Source organism: Kitasatospora sp. P5_F3 (assembly GCF_054049135.1).
The window spans coordinates 104,267-129,123 of record NZ_JBFUMY010000014.1 but is presented as its reverse complement, the minus strand read 5'-3'; the positions used below and the strand labels follow the sequence as shown (position 1 = coordinate 129,123).

The window sequence follows — 24,857 nt, the reverse complement described above, 5'->3', positions numbered from 1 at the left end:
GTCCGCCGCCGCCCTTGCCGCTCTGGCCGGGCCGCTGGGCGGCCGCCCGACGCGCGGCGGCCCGGCCGCCGGTCGGCGGGGTGGAGGAGGTCGGGTCGGTGGAGGGGGTCGGGTCGGTGCCGAACTCTGACGGAGTGTCCACAGGGAAGACGATCGGATGCAGCGGGAGGGGCACCAGCGCCAGCCCGGCCAGCAGGCCCTCGGCGGGGAACAAGCCCTCCCACATCTGGGCGCAGTAGCCGCACTCGCGCGCGTGGCGGCCGATCCGCTTGCGCCAGAGCGCGCTGGGGGCACCGTCCCACTGGGTCGTGAGCTCGGCCAGCTGCGGACAGGCGGGCTGGACGGCCAGGGCCCGGACCACCACCCGCGCGGTCTCCAGCTGGCCCTTCATCCGCTGGACCCGGACCGCCGCGTGCTGCGGGGGCAGCTCCAGCGCCTCGGCCAGCTCGGCCCGGCTGAGCTCGCCCGCCGCCTCCAGCCACCAGAGCGAGAGCAGCTCCCGGTCGGCCTGGTCCAGCCAGCGGGTGGCCTCGGCGACCTCGCGGCGCTGCCCGGCCAGGCCGAGCCGGACGATGGTGAGGTCCACGAAGTCCGCGCCGGGGTCGGCGGAGTCGTACGTCAGACCGATCGGGATCTGGGCCTGGCCGGACACCTGGTGGCGACGGCGGATCTGGTTCATCGCGATGGCGACCAGCCAGGAGCGGAACCCGGCCGGATCGCGGAGCGAGGGCAGGTGGTCGACCACGCGGAGCATGGTCTCCTGCACCACGTCGTCGGTGTCGGGGTGACCGTTGAGGGCGCGGCCGACGATGTTGTAGACCAGCGGCAGGTGAGCGCCGATCAGTTCGTCCGTGGCCTGTTGGTCACCCGCCTGGGCCCGGGTCACCGTCCGCTCCGCGTCGTACCTGTCCATCCGCCTGCCACCTTGTCCGTCGGCCTGTCCGTACTGCCCTGTCGTGATGGGAGATCAGCGGGCCGCCCGCCGATAACGGAAAACACCCGGAGATTTTCTTGGCTCCCGGTGCTCAGCGGAGCGTAGTGGATGCCGGACCGGGCCTTTCCGCACCCCGGTGTTAACGCCCAGCTCACTGGTGTGGCCCGGGGCCACCGAAGGCGTGAGAGGAGTGTGAGAGGTCGGCGTGCGAGTTGGGCGGAGGGTGGCCGGCCCCCTGCGCTTCGGTGATGGTGTGTCGGGGCTCACGGGGGTGTCGGAGTGGGCCGGGTCACCTCTGGGCGGGAGGCCGGCGGCCGAATCGGCCCGAAACGGCGCGTCGGGACCGGTCTCGCGTGATCAGTACTGCCGGTAACCAGACTCTGAGCTGGGGCGACGCGAAACGGCTTGGTGACAGGCGCTCAGGCTCGTAGCTTCGCAGGGCCCGGGCGCCTGGCCGGTCTGCTCCGTGCAGGCCGGGCTGACCTAGGGCGGCTTGGCCGCGAAGGTGGACACCGGCTCCTCGTCGGGGACCACGCAGAGCAGTGACTCGTCGTCCTCCTCCGCCTCCTCGGCTTCGACCGGGAGCAGCTCCGCCGCGTCCGGCGACGGCTACACCGTGCAGAGCGGCGACACCCTGGGCGGCATCGCCGCGGCCAACGGCACCTCCGCCGAGGCGCTGTACGCCAAGAACGCCCAGGTGATCGGTGCCGACCCGAACCTGATCTACCCGGGCCAGGTCTTCTCGCTCTGACCTGATCCCCGCTACGCCGATGGCCACCCCGCACCCGGGTGGCCATCGGTGTGTCGGGCAGCTGTCAGGCCGTCAGCTCGGCGAGCAGCGCCCGCCCCTGCGGCCAGTCGCCGAGCGCGGACGCGGTGTTGAGGTGCCCGCCCCGGCCGACGGCCGCGAACGTGGCTCCCCAGGCGTCGGCGAAGGCCCGGGCCCGGTCGGCGGTGCACCACGGGTCGTCGTCCGAGCCGACCACGGTGGTGCGGAACGGCAGCGGGGCGAGCGGCACCGGGCGGAAGTTGACCAGCTCGGGCACCTCCGCCGTGTCGATGTCGGCGGGGGCGACCAGCAGCGCGCCCAGCACCTTGGCCGCGAGCTCGGGCCGGGCCGAGGCGGCCCAGTGCGCGACGGTGATGCAGCCCAGGCTGTGCGCGACCAGCACCACGGGAGCGTCGGCGTCCGCCACGGCGCGGTCGAGGGTGCCCACCCAGTCCGGCAGTTGCGGCTTGTCCCAGTCGGCCTGCTCGACCCGCCGGAACATGGCCGGGTCGGACCGCTCCCAGTAGCTCTGCCAGTGCTCGGCCTCGGAGTTCTGGTACCCGGGCAGGATCAGGTGGGTGCTCATCGGGGCTCGGCCCTCTCTACGGCAGGGGTGTGGACGGGCACCGTCGGCCGTCCTGTGTGTCCGTCGACCATAGCTAGTCTGTGCGAATGATCGATCCGGAGCCCCTTTCCAGTACCGCCGGCTATGGCGAGGCCGCAGACATGCTCGTCGAGCAGTACGAGAGCGTCTCCTTCGCCGAAGTCCACCGCGACGTCCTGCATCTGTTCCCCGATCGGTCCAGCGCGATCCTCGACATCGGAGCAGGCAGCGGCCGCGACGCCGCCGCGCTGGCCGGCCAGGGGCATGTGGTCGTCGCCGCCGAGCCCACCGCGGAGCTTCGTGCCCTGGGTCAACAGATCCATGACGACCGGGACATCGAGTGGGTCGACGACGCGCTGCCCGAGATGAGGATGCTTCGCGGTCGCGGCCGACGTTTCGACCTGATCCTTCTGACGGCCGTGTGGATGCACCTGGATGAACTGCAGCGGTCGTCGGCGATGAGGAGCATCGCTGAACTGCTTGCCGCCGAGGGGCGGGTAGTCCTCTCCCTGCGGCACGGCCCGGTCCCGGCCGGTCGGCGGATGTTCGACGTTACGGCGCACGAGACGATCGAGCTCGCCCGTGGTCATGGTCTGAGCCTCGTGCACCACAGCGAGCGTGAGGACCCGCATGCTCGGCGAGGTGTGCGCTGGAGCTACCTGGGACTGCGACAGGAGACCGCCGCCGGCTGACGAGCTCAGCACGCGTGGAGCAGGTACTCGATCAGGGTGCGGACGCCGACGCCCGTGCCGCCGGGGGTCCACTCGGCGTCGTCGGCGTCGGAGAGGGCGGTGCCCTGGATGTCGAGGTGGGCCCAGGGGATGCCCGGGGGGACGAACTCGCGGAGGAAGAGGCCCGCGAGGAGGGCGGTGCCGTGGCGGACGCCGAGGGTGTAGTTGGCCAGGTCGGCGACGCGGGAGGCGAGTTGGGCGCGGTAGGCGTCGGGGAGGGGCAGTGGCCAGAGCTCCTCGCCCGCCCGGCGGCCTGCGCTGCGGAGGCCGTCGGTGAGGGTGTCGTCGGTACCCATCACGGCGGTGATGCGGCGGCCGAGGGCGACGGCGGCGGCGTCGGTGAGGGTGGCGAGGTCGATGATCGCGTCCGGGGCGGTCTCCCCGGCCAGGGTCAGGGCGTCGGCCAGGATCAGGCGGCCCTCGGCGTCGGCGTGCCGGACCTCGACGGTGGTGCCGCTGCGCATCCGGAGGACGTCACCGACCCGGATCGGGTTCCCGTTCGGCATGTTCTCGGTCAGTGGAAGCCAACCGTCCACCGCCACCGGGCAGTTCAGGGCCGCGAGGGTGGACATGGCGGCGAGCACGGCGGCCGCTCCCGCCATGTCGGCCTTCATGGCGGCGAGTTCGGCGTTCGGCTTGAGCGAGAGGCCGCCCGCGTCGTAGGTGACGCCCTTGCCGACCAGCGCGATCCGCCGGGCCGCCGGGTCGGCGGTGGGCCGGTAGCTCAGGCGGACCAGTCGGGGCGGCAGCAGGGAGCCCCGGCTGACCCCGAGCAGGCCGCCGAGCCGCTCGCGGGCGATCCGGTCGCCGTCCCAGACCTCGCACTCCAGGCCGGCGGAGGCAGCGATCTTGAGCGCCCGGTCGGCGAACTCCGATGGGGTGAGCGCCTCGCCGGGCTCGTTCACCAGGTCGCGGGCCAGCAGCACGGCCTCGCCGATCCGCAGCCCGGCGGCGAGCGCGGTACGCGTCTCGGGAATGTCCTCGGCGACCAGGTCGATCAGCTGGTCGGTGGCAGGCATGGGGGAGAAGTACCCGGCGAAGCGGTACCCGCCGAGCAGGTAGCCCTCGACCAGGGCCCGCAGTTCGGCGTCGGGGGCGCGGAGGGCCAGCCGCCGGTAGCCGGAGACGGCGCGGGCCAGCCGGGCGCCGGTGGTCCGGGCGGTGTCGCGTCCGTACGCGGCCCGGGGACCGCAGCCCAGCAGGACGGTGACCGGGTCGCCGGGCAGGTGCAGGGTCTGGCCCGGCGCGCCGGAGAAGCCGCTGCCCGCTCGGAAGGCGGGTGTCAGCTCGGCCGGCAGGTCGTCGGACCAGACCGGGGTCACCACGGCCTCGACATCGTCCGGCTGACGGTGCGTCAGCCGCCACTCGGCGCTCATGCGGTCCGGGTGGCGCGGCGGGCGGCGCCCCACGCCTCGAGATCGGCCAGGTACTGCGCGGCCAGCTCGCCCATGCCGTTGGCCGGGCTGGCGGCGGCCCAGCCCCGGGCGGCGGAGATGGCGTACGGGTCGATCCGGAGCGCCTGGAGGTAGCAGTCCTCGGCGAGCAGCGACTGCCCGGCCCGGGCGAAGCAGTCGCCCGCCGCCGCGTAGCCGAAGGCGGTGGAGACCGGCCCCAGCCGGGCCGTCCGCAGGTAACTGTGCGCCGCTGCCTCGGGGTTGTCGTCCTTCAGCAGGCCCTCCGCGACCTCGATGTGGGTCTTGGGCTCGTACGGGTCGAGGGCCAGCGCCTCAGCGACCAGCAGGTGCGCCCGCTCGTTGTCGCCGAAGGCGTAGAACTCCTTGGAGCGGCTCTCCACGCAGGCCCGTAGATTCTCCCGCCGCAGGAACTCCTGGTACTCGCCGACGGCCGGCACCGTCCGGGCCAGCTCCTCGGCCCGGTCCATGTCGGCGGCCAGCCGCGCGGTGTCCTGCTGGAGGAACGGTACGTAGCTGACGCTGCGGTAGAACCGGCTCTCCATCATCATCTTCTCGAACGGCGAGTACTGCGGATCGGCCAGCAGCTCGGCCATCGCCTGCTCGCCGATCTCCCGCCAGCCGAGCGCCGTCTCCAGCGAACGGGTCTCCCGGGCCTCGTAGATGACCGAGAACACGGCGATCACGAACCGGAGGTGGGTCGGGCAGGCCGGGTGCTCGGCGATCGCCCGCGAGTTGGCCGGGGCGACCACGGCGGCCCGGCCGACCGAGCCGACCCAGCGGACCACGTCCAGCCAGTGGTGCAGCCTCAGCTCGGCGGCCGTCCGCAGCTCGGCCGCCGGGGTGAAGGGGATCAACTCCTGCACCAGCTTGATGAATCCGAGCCGGTAGAGCACCACGGCGACCTGGTGCTGCCGCTCCGCCTCGTAGGTGGCGAACTTCTCCACCCAGCCGCAGAGCGTGTCCCAGGCGGGGGTGCGCAGGTGGGCGGGGAGTTCGGCGGGGTGCGCGACGGCGAACTCGGTCAGCCCCGACTCGCGGATCAGGTTGGTGCGGAAGGCGGGCGGCATCAGTCGCTGCCAGTTCACCTTCGGCGGGGTGCCCTGCTCGGCGAACTCGAAGGCCAGCGTGGGCAGTTTGGCGTAGAGACCGGGGGACTGCGACTCGCCCAGGTTGAAGTACGCCGCGTGCATCCGGTAGTGCCAGTTGTTGGCGTACGGGCGCTCCGGGTCGCGGTCGGCGGCCAGCCGGACCACCTCGGCCAGCGGCTGGTCGCCCGCCGCCAAGCAGCTCGCCACCAGCCGGTCGCGGGTCGCGGAGGCTCGCGGCGCGGCCCGGAAGGCCCGCTCGGTGAGCACCCGGGCGAACTCGCCCTGCCCGGTCTCCTCGGCGCAGTCCGCCGCGTGCAGCAGGGCGAACCCGGTCCCGTACGGGCCGAGCCGGGCGGCGTGCAGGTAGCCCGCCAACGCCTGCTCGGGGCGCCCGGCGCGCTGGTGTGCCTGCGCGGTCTGCATCCGGAGCTTCACGCAGCTCGGGTCGATCGCCAACCCCTCGGCCAGGGCGGCCTGTTCGGCTTCGGTGTCGCCGGTCCTGACGGCCATCTCGACCCGGCGGTCGATCAGTCGACGCCTGGTCTCCAGCAGCACCAGGGCGTCGTCCTGGTCCGGCGGGGTCAGCTCGTCGACGGCCTGCTGAGCCGCCGTCAGCCGGGCCGTCGCGCCGGCGAAGTCCCGCTGCCGCTCGGCGTACATCACCTCCCGCAGGGCGAGGCGGGCCTCCGTGACGGTGCGCTGGAAGCCGGTCAACTCGCCTGCCAGGTCGGCGAGGAGAGCCCGGGCCCGGTCGAGGTGGTGCGGCACGGCCGAGTCGTCACCGCCGTGCCTGGCCAGCAGATAGCCCCAGCCCGCCACCGACTGGACGTGGGTGAGGGTGGGGGCCGGGTGGTCGACCAGCGGCAGGTAGGCGGCGGTCGTCCGGTCGGTCAGACCTTCGAGGCCGAACAGCGCGACCGCGCGGGCGGCCTGCAGCCCCGCCGTCACCGCGTCCTGGCAGGCCGCCGGGTCGAGATCCGCCGGTACCAGGTCCAGCACGGCGGGCAGCAGGCAGGCGGCGACCAGCCAGTGGGCCAGCCCGGCCCGGTCGACGGCGTCCAGATCGGCGTGGTTGCGGTAGGCCTCCGTCATGCGCCGCCAGGCGGGCGAGGCCAGCTCCTCGGGCAGCTCCGCCGGGTTCGAGGCCCGGTATCGGTGCAGCCGGGACTCCTCGACCAGCAGCCGCCGGTAGCTCGCGGGCATCGTCATGCCGAAGCGCAGCGCGCCGGGCGTGCGGGTCTCGAACCGACGGGCCGCCAGGACCGCCGCCCTGGCCTGAATGACCGTCAGCGGGCTGTCGGCACCGTCGAAGTACGGCCGGTGCACCTCGAAGGTCAGCCAGCTCGGGGCGTTCACCCCGACTGTGCCGTGACTGAACTGCCAGCGGTCCACGGTGCCCATCCCCATCATTCGCGACGTGTTCTTCGGAGTGCCCTCGGAGAACTGAGATGCGCCCTGCGACCGGAGGCCACAGGGCGCAACGCCAGTGGGACGGCTCAGGTGGCGTCGTCCATCAGACAGGTCCAGCAGTCAGCTGCACCCGTGGTGATCTCGACCTCGTCCGCAAGGGACTCCCAGGACTCGTACGACATTTCGCACTCCCTTCACCGAATGACCGGACACGTATATTCGCGCCGGTGCTGGTGAGGGGAAACTATGGCAGCCCGCCGGGCGCGGTCAAGGGTGGTCGCGAGTATTTCGGCCGTAATTCGAAGGACCTTGTCAGGTAATGCATTCGGCTGGCAGAAAATGCGCCGCAGCCCTGTGGCCGAGGGCCGCAGGGTGTGGCTGTGCCGGGGTGGACCGGGTGGCGAAGGCCGCCCGCCAGGGGTTGCCGGTCCGCGAAAGAGGCTTCGCGGCGCGGCTGTTGTCATGGCTTCAGTTCGGAGATCCTGACCAGGAAGAGATCGACTTCTTCGTCCGTCGTCCAATAGTGCGGCGAGACCCGCACCAGGCCGGCCGGTACGGATACCTGGACGGCGGACCCGATCAGTGTGTCCACGAGTTCGGCGCTGTCCAGGTGTGGAGCGGAGAAACTGACGATTCCGGAGTTCGAGGACGGGTCGGGCGGAGTGGCGGGAGTAAAGCCGATATCGGAAATACCCGTCCTGATCCGATCGGCGAGGGCGAGCACCCGGTCGGCCACGGCGGGGAGGCCGACCGTCTCCAGCTCGGCGAGCGCGGCCGCCAGCCCGGCCATGCCGACCAGGTCGTACATGCCGCCCTCGACCCGGGCGGTGGCGGCCCGTTCGGGGAGGTGATAGCTCAGCGGGCCCGGGCCCTTCATCAGCTCCGCGGCGCCGTCGAAGCCGAACCAGCCGGTCGGGGTCGAGCGGAGCAGCTCGAGGCGCCCGGCCCGGCAGAAGAAGACGCCGGTCCCGGGCGGTCCGCCGAGCCACTTGTGCGCGCCCGCCGCCAGGAAGTCGACGGGTGTGTCCGCGAGCGAGAGCGGCAGGGCGCCGAGGCTCTGCACCGCGTCCACGCTGACCAGGGCGCCGACCCGGGCGGCGAGGGCGCAGACCGCGTCCAGGTCGATCCGGAAGCCGGTGGCGAAGTTGACGTGGCTGACGGCGACAAGTCTGGTCCGCGGGCCGATCGCGGCGGCGACGTCGGCCGTCCGGTAGCCGCCGTCGTGCATCGGCACCCAGACCGGCTCGACACCGTGCCGTGAAAGCCTGGTCCACGGGCGGACGTTGGCGGGGAAGTCACGCTCGAAGAGCACCACCTGGTCGCCCGGCCGCCAGTCGAGACCGTCCGCGACCAGATGCACCCCCGTCGAGGTGTTGGGCACGAAGGCCAGTTCCTCCGGGGCGCAGCAGAGCAGCCGGGCCATCGACCGGCGGGCGGCCGCCCGGGTGGCGAAGATCCCGCCGAGCCGGGTGCTGCCGTGCGGCAGCACCTCCGCCAGCACGCTCTGCATCGCGCTCACCGCGGCGGGCCGCAGGCGGCCGAAGCCGGCATGGTCCAGGTACGCGCTCTCCGGCACCGACGTCTCCTCAACCGGCACTTAGGGCCGTGCTCTTGGCGCCTGCGGTGACGGCCGTCCAGGCCGCGATCAACAGCGGGACGCCGTGCAGCAGCAGGACCCACTCCGGCACCCGGTCCGGCTGCAGCGCAACGCTGGTGACGAGCAGTCCGGCCATGAAGCCGCTGTTGACGACGATCTGGCCGAGGCCGAAGGCCCGGCCGCGCCGGTCGTCCGGCAGCCGCTGCATGGCCTGCTTGAAGGTGATCTCGCTCAGCGCGTCGCCGAGACCGGCGACCACGGCGCAGAGCAGCCGGGGCCACCAGCCGTCCAGCCAGAAGATCCCGATGAACCCCGCCGACATGACCATGGTGGCCAGGCAGAACACCACCATGGGGTTGTGTTCGATGACGCGCTTGGCGAGCGGGCGCAGGACGAAGCTCGCCAGCAGCAGGCCGGCCGCCCAGCAGCCCCAGACCGCGCCGGAGACGAAGGTCGGTGAGTCGGGCCGCAACTCACTGCCCAGGATGGGCAGTCCGACGTGCTGCGAGGCGCTGCCGAAGGCGTCCAGACCGCGCAGCACCACCAGCATCGTCAGGCCCGCGCCGACCAGCAGCTGCCAGGCGCCGGTCCGGTCCCGCCGGGCGCCGCCCGCCGCGCCGGGCTCGCGCATCCGCAGCCGGAGGGCGGTGAGCACCAGGGCCGAGAGCGCGTACGTGCCCGCGTCCAGCGCGAACACGGCCCGGTAGCCGATCAGCGGGACCAGTACGGCGGCCAGGCCCATGCCGACCATGAAGGCGACGCCCTTGAGCCCGGCCAGCAGGCTGTTCACCGCCTGGGTGCGCTCCCCGGCGAGGACCGGCGTCGCGGCGGACAGGGTGGCCTCGAAGACCGAACGGCCGGTGCCGATCAGCGCGACGGCCGCGTAGAGCCACCAGTTCTGCGCCGCGTCCGGCAGCAGCGCGAGCAGGGCGAGCATCAGCATCCGCACCAGGTCGGCGCCGATCATCACCCGCCGTCGGTCCCACCGGTCGCCGTACCGGTGGCCGAGCCGGCCGCCCGCGATCGCGCCCGCGTAGAGCGCGGCGCTCAACAGCCCGGTGGCGAAGGCGGAGTGGCTGCGCTCCCAGACGAAGACGGACAGGCAGATGAAGTCGAGCGCGTACCCGATGTCCGACATCGTCTTGGCGGCGAGGAACACCCCCAGATCACGACGGGTAGCCGAGGGGGCAGGGCCGGTGCTGGTGGCCGGTGGCTCCGTCCGGGTCACTGCTGCACCAGGAACATCGGCCGCACTCTCCACTCGCTCCGCCGTGTGCCACCCCAGCGGGCACCCGGACCTGGACCAGCGTCCCAGCGGTTGATCGAAATGGGTAGAGGGCATCCGGCCGGGGATCAGGCAGCATGCTGCCACCACGACGCTGTTGACCCGGCGTCATCGGTGCTGCGGCCGGGCCCGTTATCCTCTCCTGATCATCGGACGAGGGAGGGGTGGGGGCCGAAATGCACACGGGGGAGCAGGTCGGGTCGACAACGCTGGACGAGCCCGAGGGCGGCGCTCCGGCGGGCGAGCAGCTCGAGGCGGCGCCGGGTGGGCCGTCACGTCGTCAGTTGCTGCTGGGAGCGGCCGCGTTGGTGGTGGGCGGGGCGGCCTGGGGGATCGGCCGGGGCGGGGACCGGGAGCCGGAGCGCGGCCGGGTCGCCGTGTCCGGTCCTGAGCCGCTCTGGACGTACCGTGGTGAGGTGCCGCAGGCCGCCGACCGGGTGGCCGGGGCCGGGACGGTGCCGTTGCTGGCGACCACCGAGCAGCTCTACCTGCTGTCACCGGACAGCGGCGCGGTGGTCAAGCGGACCGAGCTGCCCGGCGGACCCCCGGGGCCCCGCGCCGACGATCTGCTGGCAGCGGGAGACCGGGTCCATCAGGTCGGGGGCGGCCGGTTCACCGCCTACGGGTACGGGCCCGACCAGTCGGTGGCGGTCCCGCCGGAGGCCGGCCGGTTCTGCCAACTGCTCGACGTGGACGGGGACGTGCTGTTCGGAGTGGGCGGCTTCGAGGCGGGGGTGCTGTTCGCGCTGGACCTGCCGACCGGCAGGCTGTGCTGGCTGCGGACGGCCAAGGAGAAGGACGGGTTCCTGACGGACCTGCAGCCCGCGCCCGGCGGGCGGCTGGTGGCGCGCAGCACCCGGGACGAGGTGGTCGCGCTGAGCGCGGCGGACGGCTCCGTGCTCTGGAGCGCCCCGGCGGACCAGGCGCTGAGCTGGCGCGAGTGCGACGCCGAACGGGTCTACACGACCCGGCGCGCCAACGGTGTGCGGGCGTTCGGGCTGGCGGACGGCAGGCCGGGCTGGGTGCTGGAGGACGAGAGCTGGCGGCCGATCCGGCCGCTGGCCGCCGACGGCGCGCTGTACCTGCTGCGCGACAACGGCGAGGTGACCCGGAACGTACCCGCCGACGGCAGCCAGCTGTGGTCCTGTCGGCTGCCGTTTCGGCTGGACTCCCGGTGCCGGCCGGTGGCGGTGGGCGGGACGCTCTTCGTGCCGGGCCCGACCGGCGGCGGCGTCTGGGCGCTGGACATCGCGACCGGCGCGGTCCGCTGGACCTTCCGGGACGCCGAACCGGGCGTCCAGGTCTGGCGGTTGAACACCGACGGCAAGCGGCTGTACGCCGGTCACGACCGGGTGCTGCACGCCCTGCCGATCAGCTGAGCGGGTGTCAGTCCAGCGCGTCGGCCGCCTGCTTGATGGCCTCCCGGATGCGGAAGTAGGTACCGCACCGGCAGACGTTCTCGATCCGGTCGATGTCCGCGTCGGTCGGGCAGGCGGTGCGGCGCAGCAGGGCCACGGCGGTCATGATCTGGCCGGGCTGGCAGAAGCCGCACTGGGCCACGTCGCAGTCCAGCCAGGCCTGCTGGACGGGATGCAGCACGTCGCCGTCGGCCAGGCCCTCGATGGTGGTGACCTGACGGTTCGCGCAGTCGCCGACGGGCACCACGCAGGGCTGGATCTCCTCGCCGTCCAGATGGCTGGTGCAGGCGCGGCAGATGCCCACCCCGCAGCCGTACTTGGGGCCGGTGACACCGAGCTTGTCGCGCAGCACCCAGAGCAGCGGCATGTCGGCCGGTGCCTCGACGGTGACCGGCTTGCCGTTCAGGACGAACTGATGAGTGGGCACGTGACGGTCCTTCAGAAGTTGATCGGGAAGCTGCGCGGGCTGGTGCCGGTGGCGCGGGCGTAGGCGTTGGCCACTGCGGCGGCCGCCGCCGGGACGCCGAGCTCGCCCGCGCCACCGGGCGGACCGCTCGGTGGCATCAGGTGCGCCTCGAAGGCGAGCGGGCTGTGCCGCTGCCGGGCGTAGCGGAAGTCGGCGTAGCTGCCCTCGCGGATCGCGCCGCGGTCCAGGTGGAGGCCGGCTCGCAGGGTGACCGAGATGCCGTCGGTGACGGCGCCGAGCAGCTGGGCCTCCAGGCCGCGCGGGTTGATCACCCGGCCGACGTCGGCGGCCACCACCGCCTTGGTGACCCGGGGTTCGGCCGGGTCGGTGGCGTCGATCTCCACCAGGCAGGCGACGCTGGAGCGGTGCTCGGAGTGGAAGGCGATGCCCTGGGCGTGTCCGGCCGGCATCGGGCGGCCCCAACTCCCGGCCTGGGCAGCCTTGTCGAGGACGGCGCGGGCGCCCGCGTCCCGCAGCCTGGCCCGGCGGAAGGCGACCGGGTCCCGGCCCAGGGTGCGGGCCAGCTCGTCCACCATCACCTCGTCGGCGACCCGGACCAGGCCCGAGTACACCGAGCGCCAGCTCCCGGTGGGGATGTCCAGCGGCACCTCGGTGAGCAGCTGGGTGGTCACCCCGAGCTCGTACGGGAGCTCCTGGGTGAGGTCGAAGAAGACCTGAGAGAAGAGCGCATCGCCGACCGGGAGCGAGGCTCCGGCGGCGGTCAGGGCCTCACCGAGCCCGTGCCCGAAGTCGGTCCGCACGGTGCAGACCCGGTGTTCGTACGTGAGCACCTGGCCGAGCAGGTGGGTGGCCCGGACCCGGTGGTGGCTTGCGGGGCGGACCCGGCCGTGCCGGATGTCGTCGTTGCGGGTCCACATGAGCTTGACGGGCCGTCCGGCCGCCCGGGAGATCCGGGCCGCCTCGATGGCAGCGTCGGCGAACAGGCGGCGGCCGAACGAGCCGCCCGCGCGGACCACGTTCACCTTCACCGCGCCGACCGGCAGGCCGAGTTCGGCCGCGATGCCCTGCTGGGCCGCTATCGGCGACTGGGCGGCGAACCACAGCTCGGCCCGGTCGGGGCGGACGTCCGCGACGGCGGTGAGCACCTCCATCGGCGCGTGGCTGACGAAGGCGAAGTCGAACTCGGCGTCCAGGCTCAGACTCAGCAGCGGCGGGACCACGAAGGGCGTGGTGGCGGCCCGGAGTTTGGCCCGGACGTCGGCGTCGGAGAGCGCGGCCAGCGGCCCCGGGTTCCAGCTGACCTGGACGGCGGCCTTGGCCTTGAGCGCCTGGTCGAAGGTCTCGGCCAGGATCGCTATACCGGTGGGTATCGCCAGCACGTCCAGCACGCCGGGCAGCGCACGCGCGGCGGTGCCGTCCCAACTGCGCACCGTGCCCTTGACGGTGGGCGGCCGGAGCACCACGGTGGGCACCGCGCCGGGGACGTCCAGGTCGCCCGCGTACTTGGCCTTCCCAGTGACGATGTCCCGGGCGTCGATCCGGCCGGTGGGCTGCCCGACCAGGCGCTGCTGGGTGGCGGGCCGGGGCAGCGTGGAGACCGCCGGGACCAGCACGGCGGCGGCCGCGACGGCGAGTTCGCCGTACGAGGCCGAGCGGCCGTCCGGGGCGATCACCCGACTGTCCTGGGTGCGCAGGCCGGTGGCGGGGAGGTCCCAGCGGCGGGCGGCGGCGGTCACCAGCCGGGCCCTGGCGGCGGCGGCCGCGGCCCGGACCGGGTCGTAGAGGGAGCGCACCGAGTTGGAGGCGCCGGTGAGTTGACCGAACAGCAGCTCGGGGCGGGCCGGGGAGAGCGGGACGTCCACGTCGGTGAGGACGGCGTCCAGCTCGTCGGCGACCAGCATCGCCATCGCGGTGGTCAGGCCCTGGCCGACCTCGACCCGGGGCAGCTGGAGCACCACCCGGCCGGCCTCGGTGACCTCCAGTACCAGCAGGTGCGAGGTCGGCAGACCGGCCAGGATCAGCGCGTCGCCCAGGTCGGCCAGGCTCGGCAGCCCGGGCAGGGCCTGGGCCGGCTCGGCGTCCAGGGCGAGTTGGGCGCCGACCGCGAGGGCGGGGGCGGCCACCAGGTAGGTGAGGAATCGGCGGCGGCCGAGGGCCTGCGGCGTACTGGAGATTTCGGGAGCCTTTCCGGGCCACGGGGCGAAGAGCGGACCGAGCATAGGAGGGGCAGGCCCGCAGGTCAACATGCGCATGACCAAGGTGGGGAAGGCGGATATGACGGCCGGTCAGCCCGGAGGCGGGCATCAGCCGAGGTAGTCGTCGAGCCGGGCCAGCGCGAAGCCCTGCTCGGTGACGGTCCGGAGGACCTGACGGGCCATGTCGGTCATCGACCCCGACCAGTCCTCGGTGCCCCGGAAGTGGGTCAGGATGATGTCGCCCGGGTGCAGCTGGCGGTCGAGCTGGCGGTACTCCATCCGGTCCGGGAAGGCCTCCTCGTTCCACATCGGCACCGCCGTGATGCCACAGGAGCGGGCGGCCCGCAGGGTGTCGGTGGTGTACTCGCCGTACGGCGGCCGGAACAGCACCGGGCGGACCCCGATCTCGCGTTCGAGCTCGTCCTGCTGGCCGCAGATCTCGGCCCGCTGCTGCGCGTAGTCCAGCCTCCGCAGGTCCTTGTGGTTGACGGTGTGGTTGTTCACCCGCACGCCCTGCGCGTTCAGGTCCCGGAAGTACCCGTAGTCGCTGCGGGCCAGGTAGCCGGAGACGAAGGCGCTGAAGGGCAGGCCCAGTTCGCGCATCATCCGGCTGAACTCGGGGTCCTTCTCCTTCCCGTCGTCCACGGTCAGGAACACCACCCGGTCCTCGGTCGGCACCCGCCGCACCAGCGCGGGCAGGTCGTCCGCGGCCAGCGTGACGTGCGGCCCCGCGCTCAGTGCCACCTTCCGGGCCGGGGCCGGCGGGGCGGCCAGCGGCACCGACGGCAGGCCCCAGGCCTGCGCCAGCCCGGCCCGCTGACGCTCGGTCAGCAGTCGCTGGGCGTCGGACCGCTGCGCGCTGTCCTCCTGTTCGGCGGCCCGGCCCGGCAGGTCGGCGGGCTGCTGTGCGACCGGTGGCTGCGGGGCCCGGGAGGCCGTGGTCTCCCCGCTCTCCGCCGGGCTGCCGCAGGCGGCTGCGGTGAGTGCCAGGCAGAGCCCGGTGGCCAGTCGGGCCCATGAGGCAGGTGAACCGAATTTCATACCTGCAGATCATCCGGACGGGAGTGCGAGGGCGGGGCAGGCGCGCCGGACTGTCCACCGGATGACGTACCGGATGGGCCGTGCCGAGCTCACCTACGTGGTCGAGACTTTCGTCGCGACCGGGTCGCGACGAACGGCGACTGCCGGGCGGGACCGGAATTCGCCTACCCTCGCACGAGTGGTGAGCGAGCGGGTCGTGAGCGGGGCGAGAACGGTGGTGGCCAGAGCGCTGCCCGGGCCGTGGGGGCGGGCTGCCCTGATCCGGGAGGGTCTGGCGGCGCTGCTGGTCGGCGTGGTGAGCGGAGCGCTGGGAGCGGTCGGCGCCGCCGGACCGGTGCCGTTCACGGTGATCGGCCTCGGTGCGGCGGTGCTCTTCCTGCTCCGGCGCGGGCTGCCCGGCCTGGCCCTGGTGGGCGCGGCGATCGGCGGCGGCACCCTCGGCAGCTGGTTGCCGCTGCTGATGATCACCAGCTGGTCGGCCGGCCGGCGGATCACCCGGGCCCGCGACGCGGTGATCGTCTTCCTGGTCTCCTTCGTCCTGATGACGGCAGTCTCGCTGGCCTCCGACCTGGACGACATGCCACTGCCGGCCCTGCTCGGTGTCGGTGTCGGCGGCTTCCTGCTGCTGGCCGTGCTGCCCGCCGTGTTCGCCCGCTACCGGGCCCAGCGCCGGACCCTGCTGGCCGCCCTGCACGAGCGCAACGACCAGCTGCTGCGCGAGCGCGTCATGATCGCCCGGCAGGCCCGGCTGCGGGAGCGGCACCGGATCGCCCAGGACATGCACGACAGCCTGGGCCACCAGCTCGCGCTGATCTCCGTGCACACCGGCGCGCTGGAGGTGGACCGCACTCTGACCGAGGGTCAGCGCGAGGCCGTCACGGTGCTCCGGCAGGCGGCCGTCGGCGCGATGCGCGAACTGCGCGGCGTGGTCGGCCTGCTCCGGGACGAGGCCACCGGCGAACCACAGGAGGCGGGCGGCGTCGGCGAGATCGAACGGCTGACCGGTGCCTCCCGGGCGGCGGGCACCGAGGTCACGCTGACCCGGACCGGCGAGCTCAGGGAGCTCACCCCGGCCACCGGCCACGCCGCGTACCGCATCGTCCAGGAGGCGCTGACCAACGCGCACAAGCACGCTCCCGGCGCCCCGATCGGTGTCGCGCTGCGGTACGAACCCGACGCCCTGCTGGTCGAGGTGGTCAACGGTGCGGGCGCCCCCGCGCCGACCGCCGCCGTCAGCGGCGGCCAGGGCCTGACCGGCCTGCGCGAGCGCACCCGGCTGCTCGGCGGCATGCTGCACGCCGGGGCGACCCCCGACGGCGGCTACCGGCTGGCCGGGGTGCTCCCGTACGACGGCTCCGGCGGCCCGGTCACCGACGACGACCCCGACCTCCCCGCCGTCCCCGCCGAGCGGCTGCCCCGGCGGCGGCCGGCCCTCGGCTGCGCCCTGGTGGTGGCGGGCGTGCTGCTCAGCGTGCTCGGCCTGCTGCTCTGGGGCGGCGTCAAGTTCTTCGAGTCCCTGGACCGGGCGACCCTGCCGGACAGCCGGTACGACGCCCTCCAGGTCGGCCAGTCCGAGGCGGAGGTCCGCGCCCAACTGCCCGCCGGGAGCGGCTTCATGACCAGCTCCTACCAGGACAAGGGCCCGGCGGCCCCGACCGGGACGGACTGCGTCTGGTTCGTGTCCGACCACCAGTCGGACCAGTTCGCCAGCAGCAGGGTGTCCCGGCTGTGCTTCCGCGACGGCGTGCTGGTGGAGAAGGTGCACTACCGTGCGGACGACTGAGATCGTGGGTGGCGGGACCGAACCGGACGGAGGCAAGTGCACGTGATCCGAGTACTCGTCGCCGACGACGAGCCGCTGATCAGGGCTGGCATCAGGATGATCCTGACCAGCGCCGAGGACATCGACGTGGTCGCCGAGGCGGCCGACGGGCAGCAGGCGCTGGAGCTCGCCAGGGAGCACGCGGTGGACGTGGTGCTGCTGGACATCCAGATGCCGGTACTGGACGGCCTGAGCGCGCTGGCCGAACTGCCCCGCTACGCACCGGATGCCAAGGCCCTGATGCTGACCACCTTCGGCGCGCGGGACAACGTCCTACGGGCCGTCACCTCCGGCGGCGCGGGCTTCCTGCTCAAGGACACCGCCCCCGCCGAGTTGATCCTGGCCGTCCGGGCCGCCGCCGGTGGCCACGCCTTCCTCTCCCCGGCGGCCACCCGGCACATCGTGGACAGCCTGGCCGCCACGTCGGCCTCTCCGGCGGCCGGAGCCCGGGGTGAGACGGCCCGGCGCAGGCTGGCGACCCTCTCACCGCGCGAGCGCGAGGTGCTGGACCTGCTCGGCGAGGGCCTGTCCAACGCCGACGCGGGCGGCAGGCTGCACATGAGCGAGGCCACGGTGAAGACGTACGTGAGCCGGATCCTGGCCAAGCTGCAGTGCGAGAACCGGGTGCAGGCCGCGCTGTTGGCGCGGGACGCGCTGTCCTAGCTCCTGCCACTTTCTCCCCGGGGCTAGAATCGCAGCTTCGCTGATCAGGGGGAGTTGTCGGTGATGGGTCACGGTTCACATGCGGCCGAGCAGAACTGGCAGGCGGCCGATCTGCCGGCCCGGCGGCTCGCCGGGGTGGTACTCAACCCTGTTGCCCCGACGGACGTGCTGCTCCGGCTGCTCGCCTGCGACTCCGCCGCTGTGCGGATGACCCTCTGTCTGGAGCGTGACCTGCCGGTGGAGGTGGTGGACGCGGTGCTCGCCCACCCCGACCCTCGTACCCGGCGGTTCCTCGCCGCCAACCCGCACGTCGACCCGGTGCAACGAGCCCGGTTGGTGGACGATCCGCACTGGCTGGTCCGGGCCTGGCTCGGCCAGGGACCGGGCTACCAACACAGGCACAGCAAGCTCCCGGAGCAGACCGTGGTCAGGATGCTGACGACATTTGAGCAGGAGTGCCTGGAATCGCTCTTCTGGCAGGTCCCGAGGTCGGCTCGGCGGACGTTTCCGTCGCACCCGGAGCCGAAGGTGAGGGCCTACGCCTGCGCCTGGTGGTCGGAACTGACCGAGCAGGAACGTTCGGCCCTGCTCGCCGACGCCGACGAAGAGGTGCGCGAGCGTGCCCAGTTGCAGGGCAGACACCTGGATCCCGAGTACGTCGAGCGTGAGCTCCCGGATCGGTCCTGCCACGCCCGGACGCACCTGCTGATGCACGGAGCGCTCTCCCGCCGGGTGGTGGAGCAGGTCCTGGCCGCGCCGGTGGGACACCAGGACCTGGCGATGATCGCCGGTAACCCGAGCCTCCCGCTCGACGTCCTGGCACTGCTCGTCCGCGATCCGGACCGGCACGTGCGCGAGACGACCGCGGGCCGACCGGAACTGACGGCGCAACAGCGGCAGGCCCTCGCCCAGGACTCCCACCCGGCGGTCCGCACCCGGATCTCCCTGCACCCGGCCCTCACCGAGGAGGAGCGCGCCGCCATCGACTACCAGGTCGACGTGGAGCAGACCTTCGGCCCCTCCGACCGGGTACACGACCCGGCGGAGTCCCGCCGCGTCGCCCTCAGCAGTCACCCCACGCTGCGCCGTTCGGCCGCGTGCGACTCCAGTCTTCCGCCGGATCTCGTGACGCACCTGTCCGACGACCCGGATCTCGGGGTGCGGGTCCTGCTCGCGCAGAACCACCCGCAGGCCCCGGAGGAACTGCTGCTGCGCAGCTTCCTGGAATACACCGGCCGCGAGCGGTGGCACCTGACGACCCGTCCGAACTTCCCCACCGCCGATCTCGGCCGCTACGCCGAAGCTGCGGATCCGATGCTCCGACGGCTCGCCCTCCTCGACCCGCAGATCCCGCTGCCCACCGTGGACCGGCTGTCCGCCGACCTCGACCCGGGTGTACGCGCGGACGCCGCCCGCCACCCACGCCTGCCGCTGCGACGGCTCACCGAACTCCTCGACGACGAGGAACTCGCCCACGTGGCCGCCGCCAACCCGGCCCTGCCCCTGCCGGTGATGCACCGCTTGGTGGCTGCGCTCGACGACGAGGGACGGCTTGCCTGACCGAGGCCGGAGTGGATCTGTCCTGAGCGTCCGGAGAGGGGGCGGCGTGGAGCGAGATGTTCAGTTGGTACGGGATTTGGTGGCGGCTGTGCCCGGCTTGGGGGAGCTGTTCGACGCGCACGTCTTCAACGAGGACGGTGTCTTGCCCCACGTGTTCTTCTGGGACGTCGTTCGGGAGACTGTCGCGGCGTTCCTCGGTGGAGGGGAGACGGACTGGCGACTCACGCTGCGCTTCCTGGAGGAGCAGCTTCGACTCGATGCCCCCGAGGTGGCTCAGGTGATCACCACCTCGTTCCTCTTCAACCTGCCTTGGCCGGATCAGCCCGGATACGGCCTGGTCGGCCATCTCGGTCCTGCCATGAGTGCACGGTTCACTGCGATCCGGCCGTCCGGCTAGGGGCTTTGGCCGGTCCAGGCCGTTGGTCCAGCCGGTGACCCGGCGGGCGACCTGCTCACCCCAGTTCTCGGGCAGCGGCTGCTCCCACCACGGGGTCTCCTCCCAGCACTCCACGGCGAGGGGAGCCGTGTCCGGGAAGTGCCGACGAATCTCACCGAGTACCCAGGCGTCGGCGGTCAGCAGCTCCCATGACGAACTGTCGAACTCTCGGAGCACCAGCACCCGTTCAGTGCCTCGGTACCCCACGAAGTCCGCATCGATCGCCTGCAGATCCGGCGGCAGCAGGGCCAACAGCTCCAGCGTCCCCAGGCCGGCCTCGGAGAGCTGCACGATCCCGGCGAGCCGGCCCCCGTCCTCGTGGAACCGCACCCGCCAGGTCAGCCCCAGCCCGAAACTCCCCAATCGCACCAGGAGTTCATTCACCGTGACGTAGCGCCGACCCGTCGGGGCCAATGGCACCGGGCCGTCCTGCCGCCAAGCACCGAACGTCACCGACTCCACTCGGCTCTCATTCTCAGCGCCGTTTCCTGTCATACCGTGCCGTCTCCCAAAGCGGAGTAATTGTCAAGAGTTGTGGACGATGAGAGCCGCCGAGGCGGCAGCCGCAGTTGACGGGGACGTGTGCGGTCAGTCGCCAATCCCGAAATGCAGGATGGTGGCCCAGTTGCTGGTGACCAAGAGTAAGTTGCGCCACCCCATGTCGCCTGCGTGCGGGCCGCCGACGTCGCCGGAGCCTTGGACGGGCCCCAGATGTGCCTCGATGAGGTCGGCGACGCCATCGGCGAGTTCGCCTGCCGGCCGGATCTCAACGGGCGTGCGCAGGTTGGGGTCCGAGTACCTGTAGGCGGGCTGCATGAACTCTTCGGTCACCTGTCTGCGGAGAATGTCCCGCCAGGCTTGTGGTGACTCGAACGGGTCGACCGACGTTCATGTCTGGTGTCCACTCGCCCCCGCGTCGTACACGGCTTGAGCGAGACCCTTCATCCAGTCATGACCAGGTGTCATCCCAGCCACTGGGACTACATGGAACAGGTATATGGACGACACATGGTTGCAGTCGTCGAGCAGGTCCTAGAGCAGTTCAGCTGCGGCTGACACCGCGTCTGGAGCGTCGAGTGGGTTCGGCATGGGTGTCTGGGACCTCTGAGCGGTTCTGTGCTTCGGCCTCAGTGTGTCAGCTGAGCACGTTGGGCCTCCCCCAAGGCCGGGGAGGTAACGGATTTGCGCTGGTGCCAACGCGCACTTCCGTGCGGCCCTGGATGAACGCCACCTGCCTTGGATCGTGCAGGTCAAGGGCCTGGCGACCGCGCACCCTCTCGACGCGGTCACCCACGAGCCGCCCTACGGCGGACTCGGTCCTCGGCCCAAGCCCCGCTACCGCACGCGCCCCGTTGCGCTGGCCGAGCACGTGAGGACCGCAGGCCGCGAGGCGGCTCGGACGGTGACCTGGCGGCGCGGCTCACGCGACCAGCTGACCTCGGCCTTCGTCGCCCTGCGGGTCCGCCTGGCCGGGCGCCGCCCACGGCTGGAGCAGGACGGCACCCTGCCCGCCTGCTGGCTGATCGCCCAATGGCCGCCCGACCTGCCTGAGGAGACACCTGTCGAAGAACTGGTCCGCCTCGCCAAGATCCGATGGCGGATCGAGCACGACTACCGCGAACTCGAAACCGCCCTCGGCCTCGATCACTTCGAAGGCCGCTCCTGGACCGGATGGCACCGCCACGTCACCCTCGTCGCCGCCGCCCACCTCTTCGTCACCCTCGCCCGAAGCCGCCCAAAAGTCCTTGCTCGGGCATGACTCTCTACCAAGCCGTCAGAGCACTCCAACAGCTCCTCGCGACCTGGAACGGCCCATGCCCGACCTGCCACCAACCACCAGCCAGACCCGCACCAGCCCCGACCTAACAAAGCACTACTAGGGTCGTTCGAAGAGTTGCAGGACACCGCCGACCGAGAAGCACGCGGCGCCGGCGAAGGTTCCCCAGTTGGCGATGTCGGTGTTGATCAGGCTGCCAGTTTCCGGACGGGTGAAGGCGGCCAGCGCCGAGACCAGGAAGAGCACGGACCCGAGCTGGTTGACCGCGACGATCCACCAGCCGAGGCTGCGCGAGCGCCAGCACGGGTGGCCGTGGCAGACCTCGACGAGCGCGAGGTGTCCCGAGATCAGGAACAGCACGCACCCGACCAGGTCGGGGGCCCAGATCAACCGGTTCACCTGCTGAACCGAGAGCCCTTTGAGGAACGAGTCCAACAGGTTGACGCCGAACACGAGCGTGCCGGCGAACAGGACGAAGGCGCTCAGCCAGTCGATCCGGGCGGGCTCGTAGCTCCACCACCGCCAGCCGCCCGTGACCAGCGAGTCCGTCCCGCCGGAACGGCGCGGCGCGTTGATGACCTGCAGCAGGGAGGCGTAGCCGCCGGTGTTGAAGAACAGACCTCCGGCGAAGTAGATCGAGGCGATCTCGGCCGCGCCGCTCGACCCGACCTCGGCGACGGCGGCACCCAGTGCGAACAGGGCGCCGCCGACCGTGAACGCGACGGCGGCGACGGTGTTGAGAGTGCGTAGGCGGTGCAGTGCCGTGTCGTCCGCGCTGCGCGGCGTGCCCGGCATCCCTGTCTCGGTGCGGACCCTGAGTACTCCGCGCTTGCGGGCCAGGCGCGACTCCCAGACCGCCGAGCCTCCCTCGGCCAGCCGCCAGGTGAGACGGGTCGTGAACGGTCCGGCGCCTTCGGCGCCCTCGTCGGGTCGAACCACAGGGTGAGCCTAGCGTCGCACGCCGCATCCGACCTGCGGCTCAAGGCGTGTCGCCGGGGCTGATGGGGGGTGGACTCGGACCGACCGGGCACCATCCGACGTGGCAGTGGGGCCAGCAGGGCGTTGATCCGCAGGTAGTCGTCCTCGAGCTCGAGCGGCTCGCAGTGCAGCGTTCGGCAGGTGTCCAGCACGGCGAGCGGCAGGTCGTGCTCGATGTGCGCGTTCATCCCTGCCAGGGCGAACTGCAGCGGGTGGATGCCCGGGTGCTAGCGCAGTTCGAACAGCGGTCGCCAGCAGGCCGCAGGTCGGTGTCCCGCGCTGTTCGCGTCGACGGCCGCCAGGTAGCGTGCGGCGAACGCGGCGTCCAGCTCGGCGACGGCGACCGGGTCGTCGCCAAGTCAGCGGTCGCGTACAACGCGGGCACGCTCACCAAGGCGCGCGAGGCCGGGGTGCAGATGGTCGAAGTATTCGACGGAGCCGACTGCGGCTGGATGTCACACGCTGACCTCGACAAGGCAACTCGAACTCTGCGCACTGTAGATGAGGCAGCCGAGTGGCCGATCTCCCACCCACGGTGCCGACAGGCGTTCGGCCTCCGACCTGATGCAGGCTGACTAGCGGAGGTAAGTACGCTGCCAGTCGGCCAGATTCATGGTCTGAGCGGCATCGGCGAGTTGGATCGCCGACGGCAGCTTGAGCTTCGCGCGGGTACTGTCCACCCACTCCTGTGCAGCGGGGTATCCCTGCTGGATGTACTCAAGCCCCTGGATCATGCACTCAAGCTTGTCCGCGTCGTGGGCAACCTGGACCTCCAGGGACTCGCCGTTCTCGTAGTCGTGAACGATGGCGCCGATCCCCTCGGCCACAGCCGGGTGAGCGTCGGCTACTTGATCGGCGGTCACTGCCTCGTTCGATGCGGTCTGGATGTCGGATCGGCCGCTCCCACGAACTCCTGCTGCCCCTGACGCAGTTCACCGTTCCACCGGCCCGGCCCGCTCTCCAGCAGTCACCGTGATCGTGCACGACACAGGGGCGGGGCCGCTCGTCGGCTCGATGCCGATCACCGTGAACGGCGCTTCAGCGTCCACCGGCGAAGCGGGGGCAGACGCGGTGATGCAGCGTCTGCGTCACCGCCAGGGGGAGGACGGGCCTGACGGCTGATCAGCAGCTCTCGAATTGGCAGCTAGATGTCGCAGGGGTCGTCATCGGCCACGGCACCCAGGTCCTCATCGGGAGACATCCGGGGGATCGGAACGGCCGAGAAGCGCATCGCCGACACACCGCATTCGTTCTTCGCAGCCTGGAAGCACGCTTCGATCGCCCAGCGCGTCCCGGCGATCCGCACCAGTTCCTGAACCGTGGTCTCCAAGGGGGCGTAAGCGAGGCAGTAGGCGATCTCGTCGGGCTTGCGGATGCTGCGGCGGGCCAGTGCCCAACGCATCCTGTGGGGGACCTCGCCCTGGTAGTCGAACTCTGCGACGGCTGGCAGCCGGACCGCTGCCCAGTCGTAGAGGAACGGTCCCTTGCCCCCGTCGGGGGCCGCCTTCCAGGCTGGCAGGGGCAGATCGCCAGAAGGGGTCACACGCCCGGGCCGCGGGCATGGTTCCGCCAGCGCACGGGGCGCACATCTGCCGAGGGGCTGACCGGCGGGCACTTCTGTCATCGCCGGCCGTTACGGTTGCCCGCATGAACGAGGACACCTACTGGACCTCTGCGCCGGACCGGATCGTGCGCGGTTCGATGAGTCTGTGTCACCTGACAGCGTTCGAGGAGCCGTTCAACGTCGACGCCCGTAACCTGCCCCCCAACGACCCTGAGCGCGCACGCGCGTTCGTCGAGTCGTTCGACGGCATTGAGGCCGTCCTGGAGGACCTCGGGCCGCGCTCCGCGCAGACCCCGCTCCCATCGGCAGTACGGTCTGATCTGGACATCGTGCACGCTGCCGCGTGGGGCGGCATGTTGAGCATCGTGACTCCCGCGTTCGCGACCGACGGCAACGACGAGCCGCTCCGGTCGGCGGCGAAGGAGTTGCGGGAGCGGTTCCCGGATGCGCGGATCGTGGGACGGGTCTCCTACCACGGGGGGATGGAGCACACCGAGAACATCGTGTGGTTGCCGGACGGAGCGATGTTCCACGCATCGGGATGGCCGGGTGACGAGCCGTTCGTGATCTCGGGCGATCCGCGTGCGGTGATCGCGTCCTTGGATCTCAGGGGATGGATGGTGGACAACGCCGGCGTCGACCTGGACGAGCCCGCGAACGAGGTCTACTGGGCGGGCCTGGGGGGCCTGGCGCTCGGGCATTCCGATCCGTGGGGGTGGGAGGAGATGGAGACGACGGCGTTCCGTGTGCGGCACTCCGAAGATGCGGTCAGGGACATGGAGAACCTGTACTTCGTCTAGTACTCCGGCAGGCCTTCGACGTTGGGCCGTCGGTGGCCGCAGTCGATCTCGTGGCCGTCGACATCCGTGACACAGCCTCGGCTCCCGTTCGCGTGGACCGTTACCGACCTCGGCCGGTAGTCCACCTCGAACGGTTCGTTGTCGCAGGTCGTCCCGGACCAGGGCCTGCCGCTCGCGGACCCGAACGTCCAGACCACGAAAGTCTCACCGGGAACCAGCCAGTGGTCGCTTCCGTACGGCTCCAGGATCAGTTCCAGCAGTTCCTCGCCGTGGTTGTGAATCCGCAGCCGCGCCACCGGCGCCTCGTCACCGGCCATCGGCCCTCCTTGATCAACGGTCGCTT

The 24,857-nt window shown here is 71.8% G+C and carries 21 protein-coding genes and 3 pseudogenes; 9 read left to right on the top strand and 15 right to left on the bottom strand.

The features are described from left to right. Positions 1-913, bottom strand: a 913-nt coding sequence (locus ACXJMZ_RS12765; protein ID WP_457030127.1) for an RNA polymerase sigma factor, incomplete at its 3' end; no start/stop codon positions are given. 514 nt (positions 914-1,427) lie between these two features. On the opposite strand from ACXJMZ_RS12765, the gene ACXJMZ_RS12760 reads away from it, so the two are divergent. Beyond that, positions 1,428-1,685: a LysM peptidoglycan-binding domain-containing protein gene (locus ACXJMZ_RS12760; RefSeq protein WP_457030126.1), complete on the top strand. Its 258-nt coding sequence runs from the start codon at positions 1,428-1,430 to the stop codon at positions 1,683-1,685. A gap of 64 nt (positions 1,686-1,749) precedes the next feature. On the opposite strand, the gene ACXJMZ_RS12755 is transcribed toward ACXJMZ_RS12760, so the two are convergent. Beyond that, positions 1,750-2,289, bottom strand: coding sequence for an RBBP9/YdeN family alpha/beta hydrolase (locus ACXJMZ_RS12755; protein WP_457030125.1), 540 nt, complete (start codon positions 2,287-2,289; stop codon positions 1,750-1,752). An 86-nt stretch (positions 2,290-2,375) separates the two neighbouring features. Here ACXJMZ_RS12755 and ACXJMZ_RS12750 point away from each other — a divergent pair, with 86 nt between their 5' ends. After that, positions 2,376-2,999, top strand: coding sequence for a class I SAM-dependent methyltransferase (locus ACXJMZ_RS12750; RefSeq protein ID WP_457030124.1), 624 nt, complete (start codon positions 2,376-2,378; stop codon positions 2,997-2,999). Between the two features lie 5 nt (positions 3,000-3,004). Here ACXJMZ_RS12750 and ACXJMZ_RS12745 read toward each other — a convergent pair whose 3' ends face one another. The 4 genes from ACXJMZ_RS12745 to ACXJMZ_RS12730 all read right to left on the bottom strand — a co-directional run bounded on the left by ACXJMZ_RS12745 (position 3,005) and on the right by ACXJMZ_RS12730 (position 9,707). After that, positions 3,005-4,414 (bottom strand): leucyl aminopeptidase, encoded by a 1,410-nt coding sequence (locus ACXJMZ_RS12745; RefSeq protein WP_457030123.1) that lies wholly within the window; start codon positions 4,412-4,414, stop codon positions 3,005-3,007. Then, positions 4,411-6,942, bottom strand: coding sequence for a hypothetical protein (locus ACXJMZ_RS12740; RefSeq protein ID WP_457030122.1), 2,532 nt, complete (start codon positions 6,940-6,942; stop codon positions 4,411-4,413). The genes ACXJMZ_RS12745 and ACXJMZ_RS12740 overlap by 4 nt, the downstream gene beginning before the upstream one ends. 469 nt (positions 6,943-7,411) lie before the next feature. After that, positions 7,412-8,527: an aminotransferase class V-fold PLP-dependent enzyme gene (locus tag ACXJMZ_RS12735; protein ID WP_457030121.1), complete on the bottom strand. Its 1,116-nt coding sequence runs from the start codon at positions 8,525-8,527 to the stop codon at positions 7,412-7,414. Positions 8,528-8,537: 10 nt separating this feature from the next. Beyond that, positions 8,538-9,707 carry an MFS transporter gene (locus ACXJMZ_RS12730; protein ID WP_457030120.1) on the bottom strand — a complete coding sequence of 390 codons (1,170 nt, stop codon included), beginning with the start codon at positions 9,705-9,707 and terminating at the stop codon, positions 8,538-8,540. Positions 9,708-10,009: 302 nt separating this feature from the next. On the opposite strand from ACXJMZ_RS12730, the gene ACXJMZ_RS12725 reads away from it, so the two are divergent. After that, positions 10,010-11,212: a PQQ-binding-like beta-propeller repeat protein gene (locus tag ACXJMZ_RS12725; protein ID WP_457030119.1), complete on the top strand. Its 1,203-nt coding sequence runs from the start codon at positions 10,010-10,012 to the stop codon at positions 11,210-11,212. Between the two features lie 7 nt (positions 11,213-11,219). Here the strand turns inward: ACXJMZ_RS12725 and ACXJMZ_RS12720 are convergent, their stop codons facing one another. The 3 genes from ACXJMZ_RS12720 to ACXJMZ_RS12710 all read right to left on the bottom strand — a co-directional run bounded on the left by ACXJMZ_RS12720 (position 11,220) and on the right by ACXJMZ_RS12710 (position 14,914). After that, complete coding sequence (locus ACXJMZ_RS12720; RefSeq protein ID WP_457030118.1) at positions 11,220-11,678, bottom strand: (2Fe-2S)-binding protein; 459 nt, start codon at positions 11,676-11,678, stop codon at positions 11,220-11,222. A gap of 11 nt (positions 11,679-11,689) precedes the next feature. Beyond that, a complete protein-coding gene (locus ACXJMZ_RS12715; protein WP_457030117.1) occupies positions 11,690-13,897 on the bottom strand; it encodes a molybdopterin cofactor-binding domain-containing protein in 2,208 nt (735 codons plus the stop codon). Between the two features lie 84 nt (positions 13,898-13,981). Next, positions 13,982-14,914 carry a polysaccharide deacetylase family protein gene (locus ACXJMZ_RS12710; RefSeq protein ID WP_457030116.1) on the bottom strand — a complete coding sequence of 311 codons (933 nt, stop codon included), beginning with the start codon at positions 14,912-14,914 and terminating at the stop codon, positions 13,982-13,984. A 181-nt stretch (positions 14,915-15,095) separates the two neighbouring features. On the opposite strand from ACXJMZ_RS12710, the gene ACXJMZ_RS12705 reads away from it, so the two are divergent. From ACXJMZ_RS12705 to ACXJMZ_RS12690, 4 genes are all read left to right on the top strand, one after another. Then, positions 15,096-16,697, top strand: a complete 1,602-nt coding sequence (locus ACXJMZ_RS12705; RefSeq protein ID WP_457030115.1) for a sensor histidine kinase — start codon at positions 15,096-15,098, stop codon at positions 16,695-16,697. Between the two features lie 42 nt (positions 16,698-16,739). After that, the gene (locus ACXJMZ_RS12700; RefSeq protein WP_457030114.1) at positions 16,740-17,399 is read left to right on the top strand and encodes a response regulator; all 660 of its coding nucleotides are present in this window, start codon (positions 16,740-16,742) and stop codon (positions 17,397-17,399) included. A 63-nt stretch (positions 17,400-17,462) separates the two neighbouring features. Continuing rightward, positions 17,463-18,959 (top strand): hypothetical protein, encoded by a 1,497-nt coding sequence (locus ACXJMZ_RS12695; RefSeq protein ID WP_457030132.1) that lies wholly within the window; start codon positions 17,463-17,465, stop codon positions 18,957-18,959. 79 nt (positions 18,960-19,038) lie between these two features. Then, positions 19,039-19,356, top strand: coding sequence for a hypothetical protein (locus tag ACXJMZ_RS12690; RefSeq protein WP_457030113.1), 318 nt, complete (start codon positions 19,039-19,041; stop codon positions 19,354-19,356). 627 nt (positions 19,357-19,983) lie between these two features. On the opposite strand, the gene ACXJMZ_RS12685 is transcribed toward ACXJMZ_RS12690, so the two are convergent. Then, entirely contained in the window at positions 19,984-20,226 is a 243-nt protein-coding gene (locus ACXJMZ_RS12685; RefSeq protein ID WP_457030112.1) for a hypothetical protein, read from the bottom strand. A gap of 358 nt (positions 20,227-20,584) precedes the next feature. On the opposite strand from ACXJMZ_RS12685, the pseudogene ACXJMZ_RS12680 reads away from it, so the two are divergent. Continuing rightward, positions 20,585-21,154: pseudogene (locus ACXJMZ_RS12680) on the top strand (transposase); the annotation flags it as partial. A 117-nt stretch (positions 21,155-21,271) separates the two neighbouring features. Here the strand turns inward: ACXJMZ_RS12680 and ACXJMZ_RS12675 are convergent. The 4 genes and pseudogenes from ACXJMZ_RS12675 to ACXJMZ_RS12660 form a co-directional block, all read right to left on the bottom strand. Further along, a complete protein-coding gene (locus tag ACXJMZ_RS12675) occupies positions 21,272-22,111 on the bottom strand; it encodes a hypothetical protein (RefSeq protein ID WP_457030111.1) in 840 nt (279 codons plus the stop codon). A 155-nt stretch (positions 22,112-22,266) separates the two neighbouring features. After that, positions 22,267-22,338, bottom strand: a pseudogene (locus ACXJMZ_RS12670) (DUF5995 family protein); the annotation flags it as partial. A gap of 387 nt (positions 22,339-22,725) precedes the next feature. Next, positions 22,726-23,037, bottom strand: a complete 312-nt coding sequence (locus ACXJMZ_RS12665) for an HD domain-containing protein (protein WP_457030131.1) — start codon at positions 23,035-23,037, stop codon at positions 22,726-22,728. A 350-nt stretch (positions 23,038-23,387) separates the two neighbouring features. Beyond that, positions 23,388-23,672: pseudogene (locus tag ACXJMZ_RS12660) on the bottom strand (IS701 family transposase); the annotation flags it as partial. Positions 23,673-23,797: 125 nt separating this feature from the next. On the opposite strand from ACXJMZ_RS12660, the gene ACXJMZ_RS12655 reads away from it, so the two are divergent. Next, positions 23,798-24,514 (top strand): DUF6333 family protein, encoded by a 717-nt coding sequence (locus ACXJMZ_RS12655; RefSeq protein ID WP_457030110.1) that lies wholly within the window; start codon positions 23,798-23,800, stop codon positions 24,512-24,514. Here ACXJMZ_RS12655 and ACXJMZ_RS12650 read toward each other — a convergent pair. Further along, positions 24,511-24,831, bottom strand: coding sequence for a hypothetical protein (locus ACXJMZ_RS12650; protein WP_457030109.1), 321 nt, complete (start codon positions 24,829-24,831; stop codon positions 24,511-24,513). The two genes, ACXJMZ_RS12655 and ACXJMZ_RS12650, sit on opposite strands and share 4 nt — an antisense overlap. Positions 24,832-24,857 lie beyond the last annotated feature (26 nt).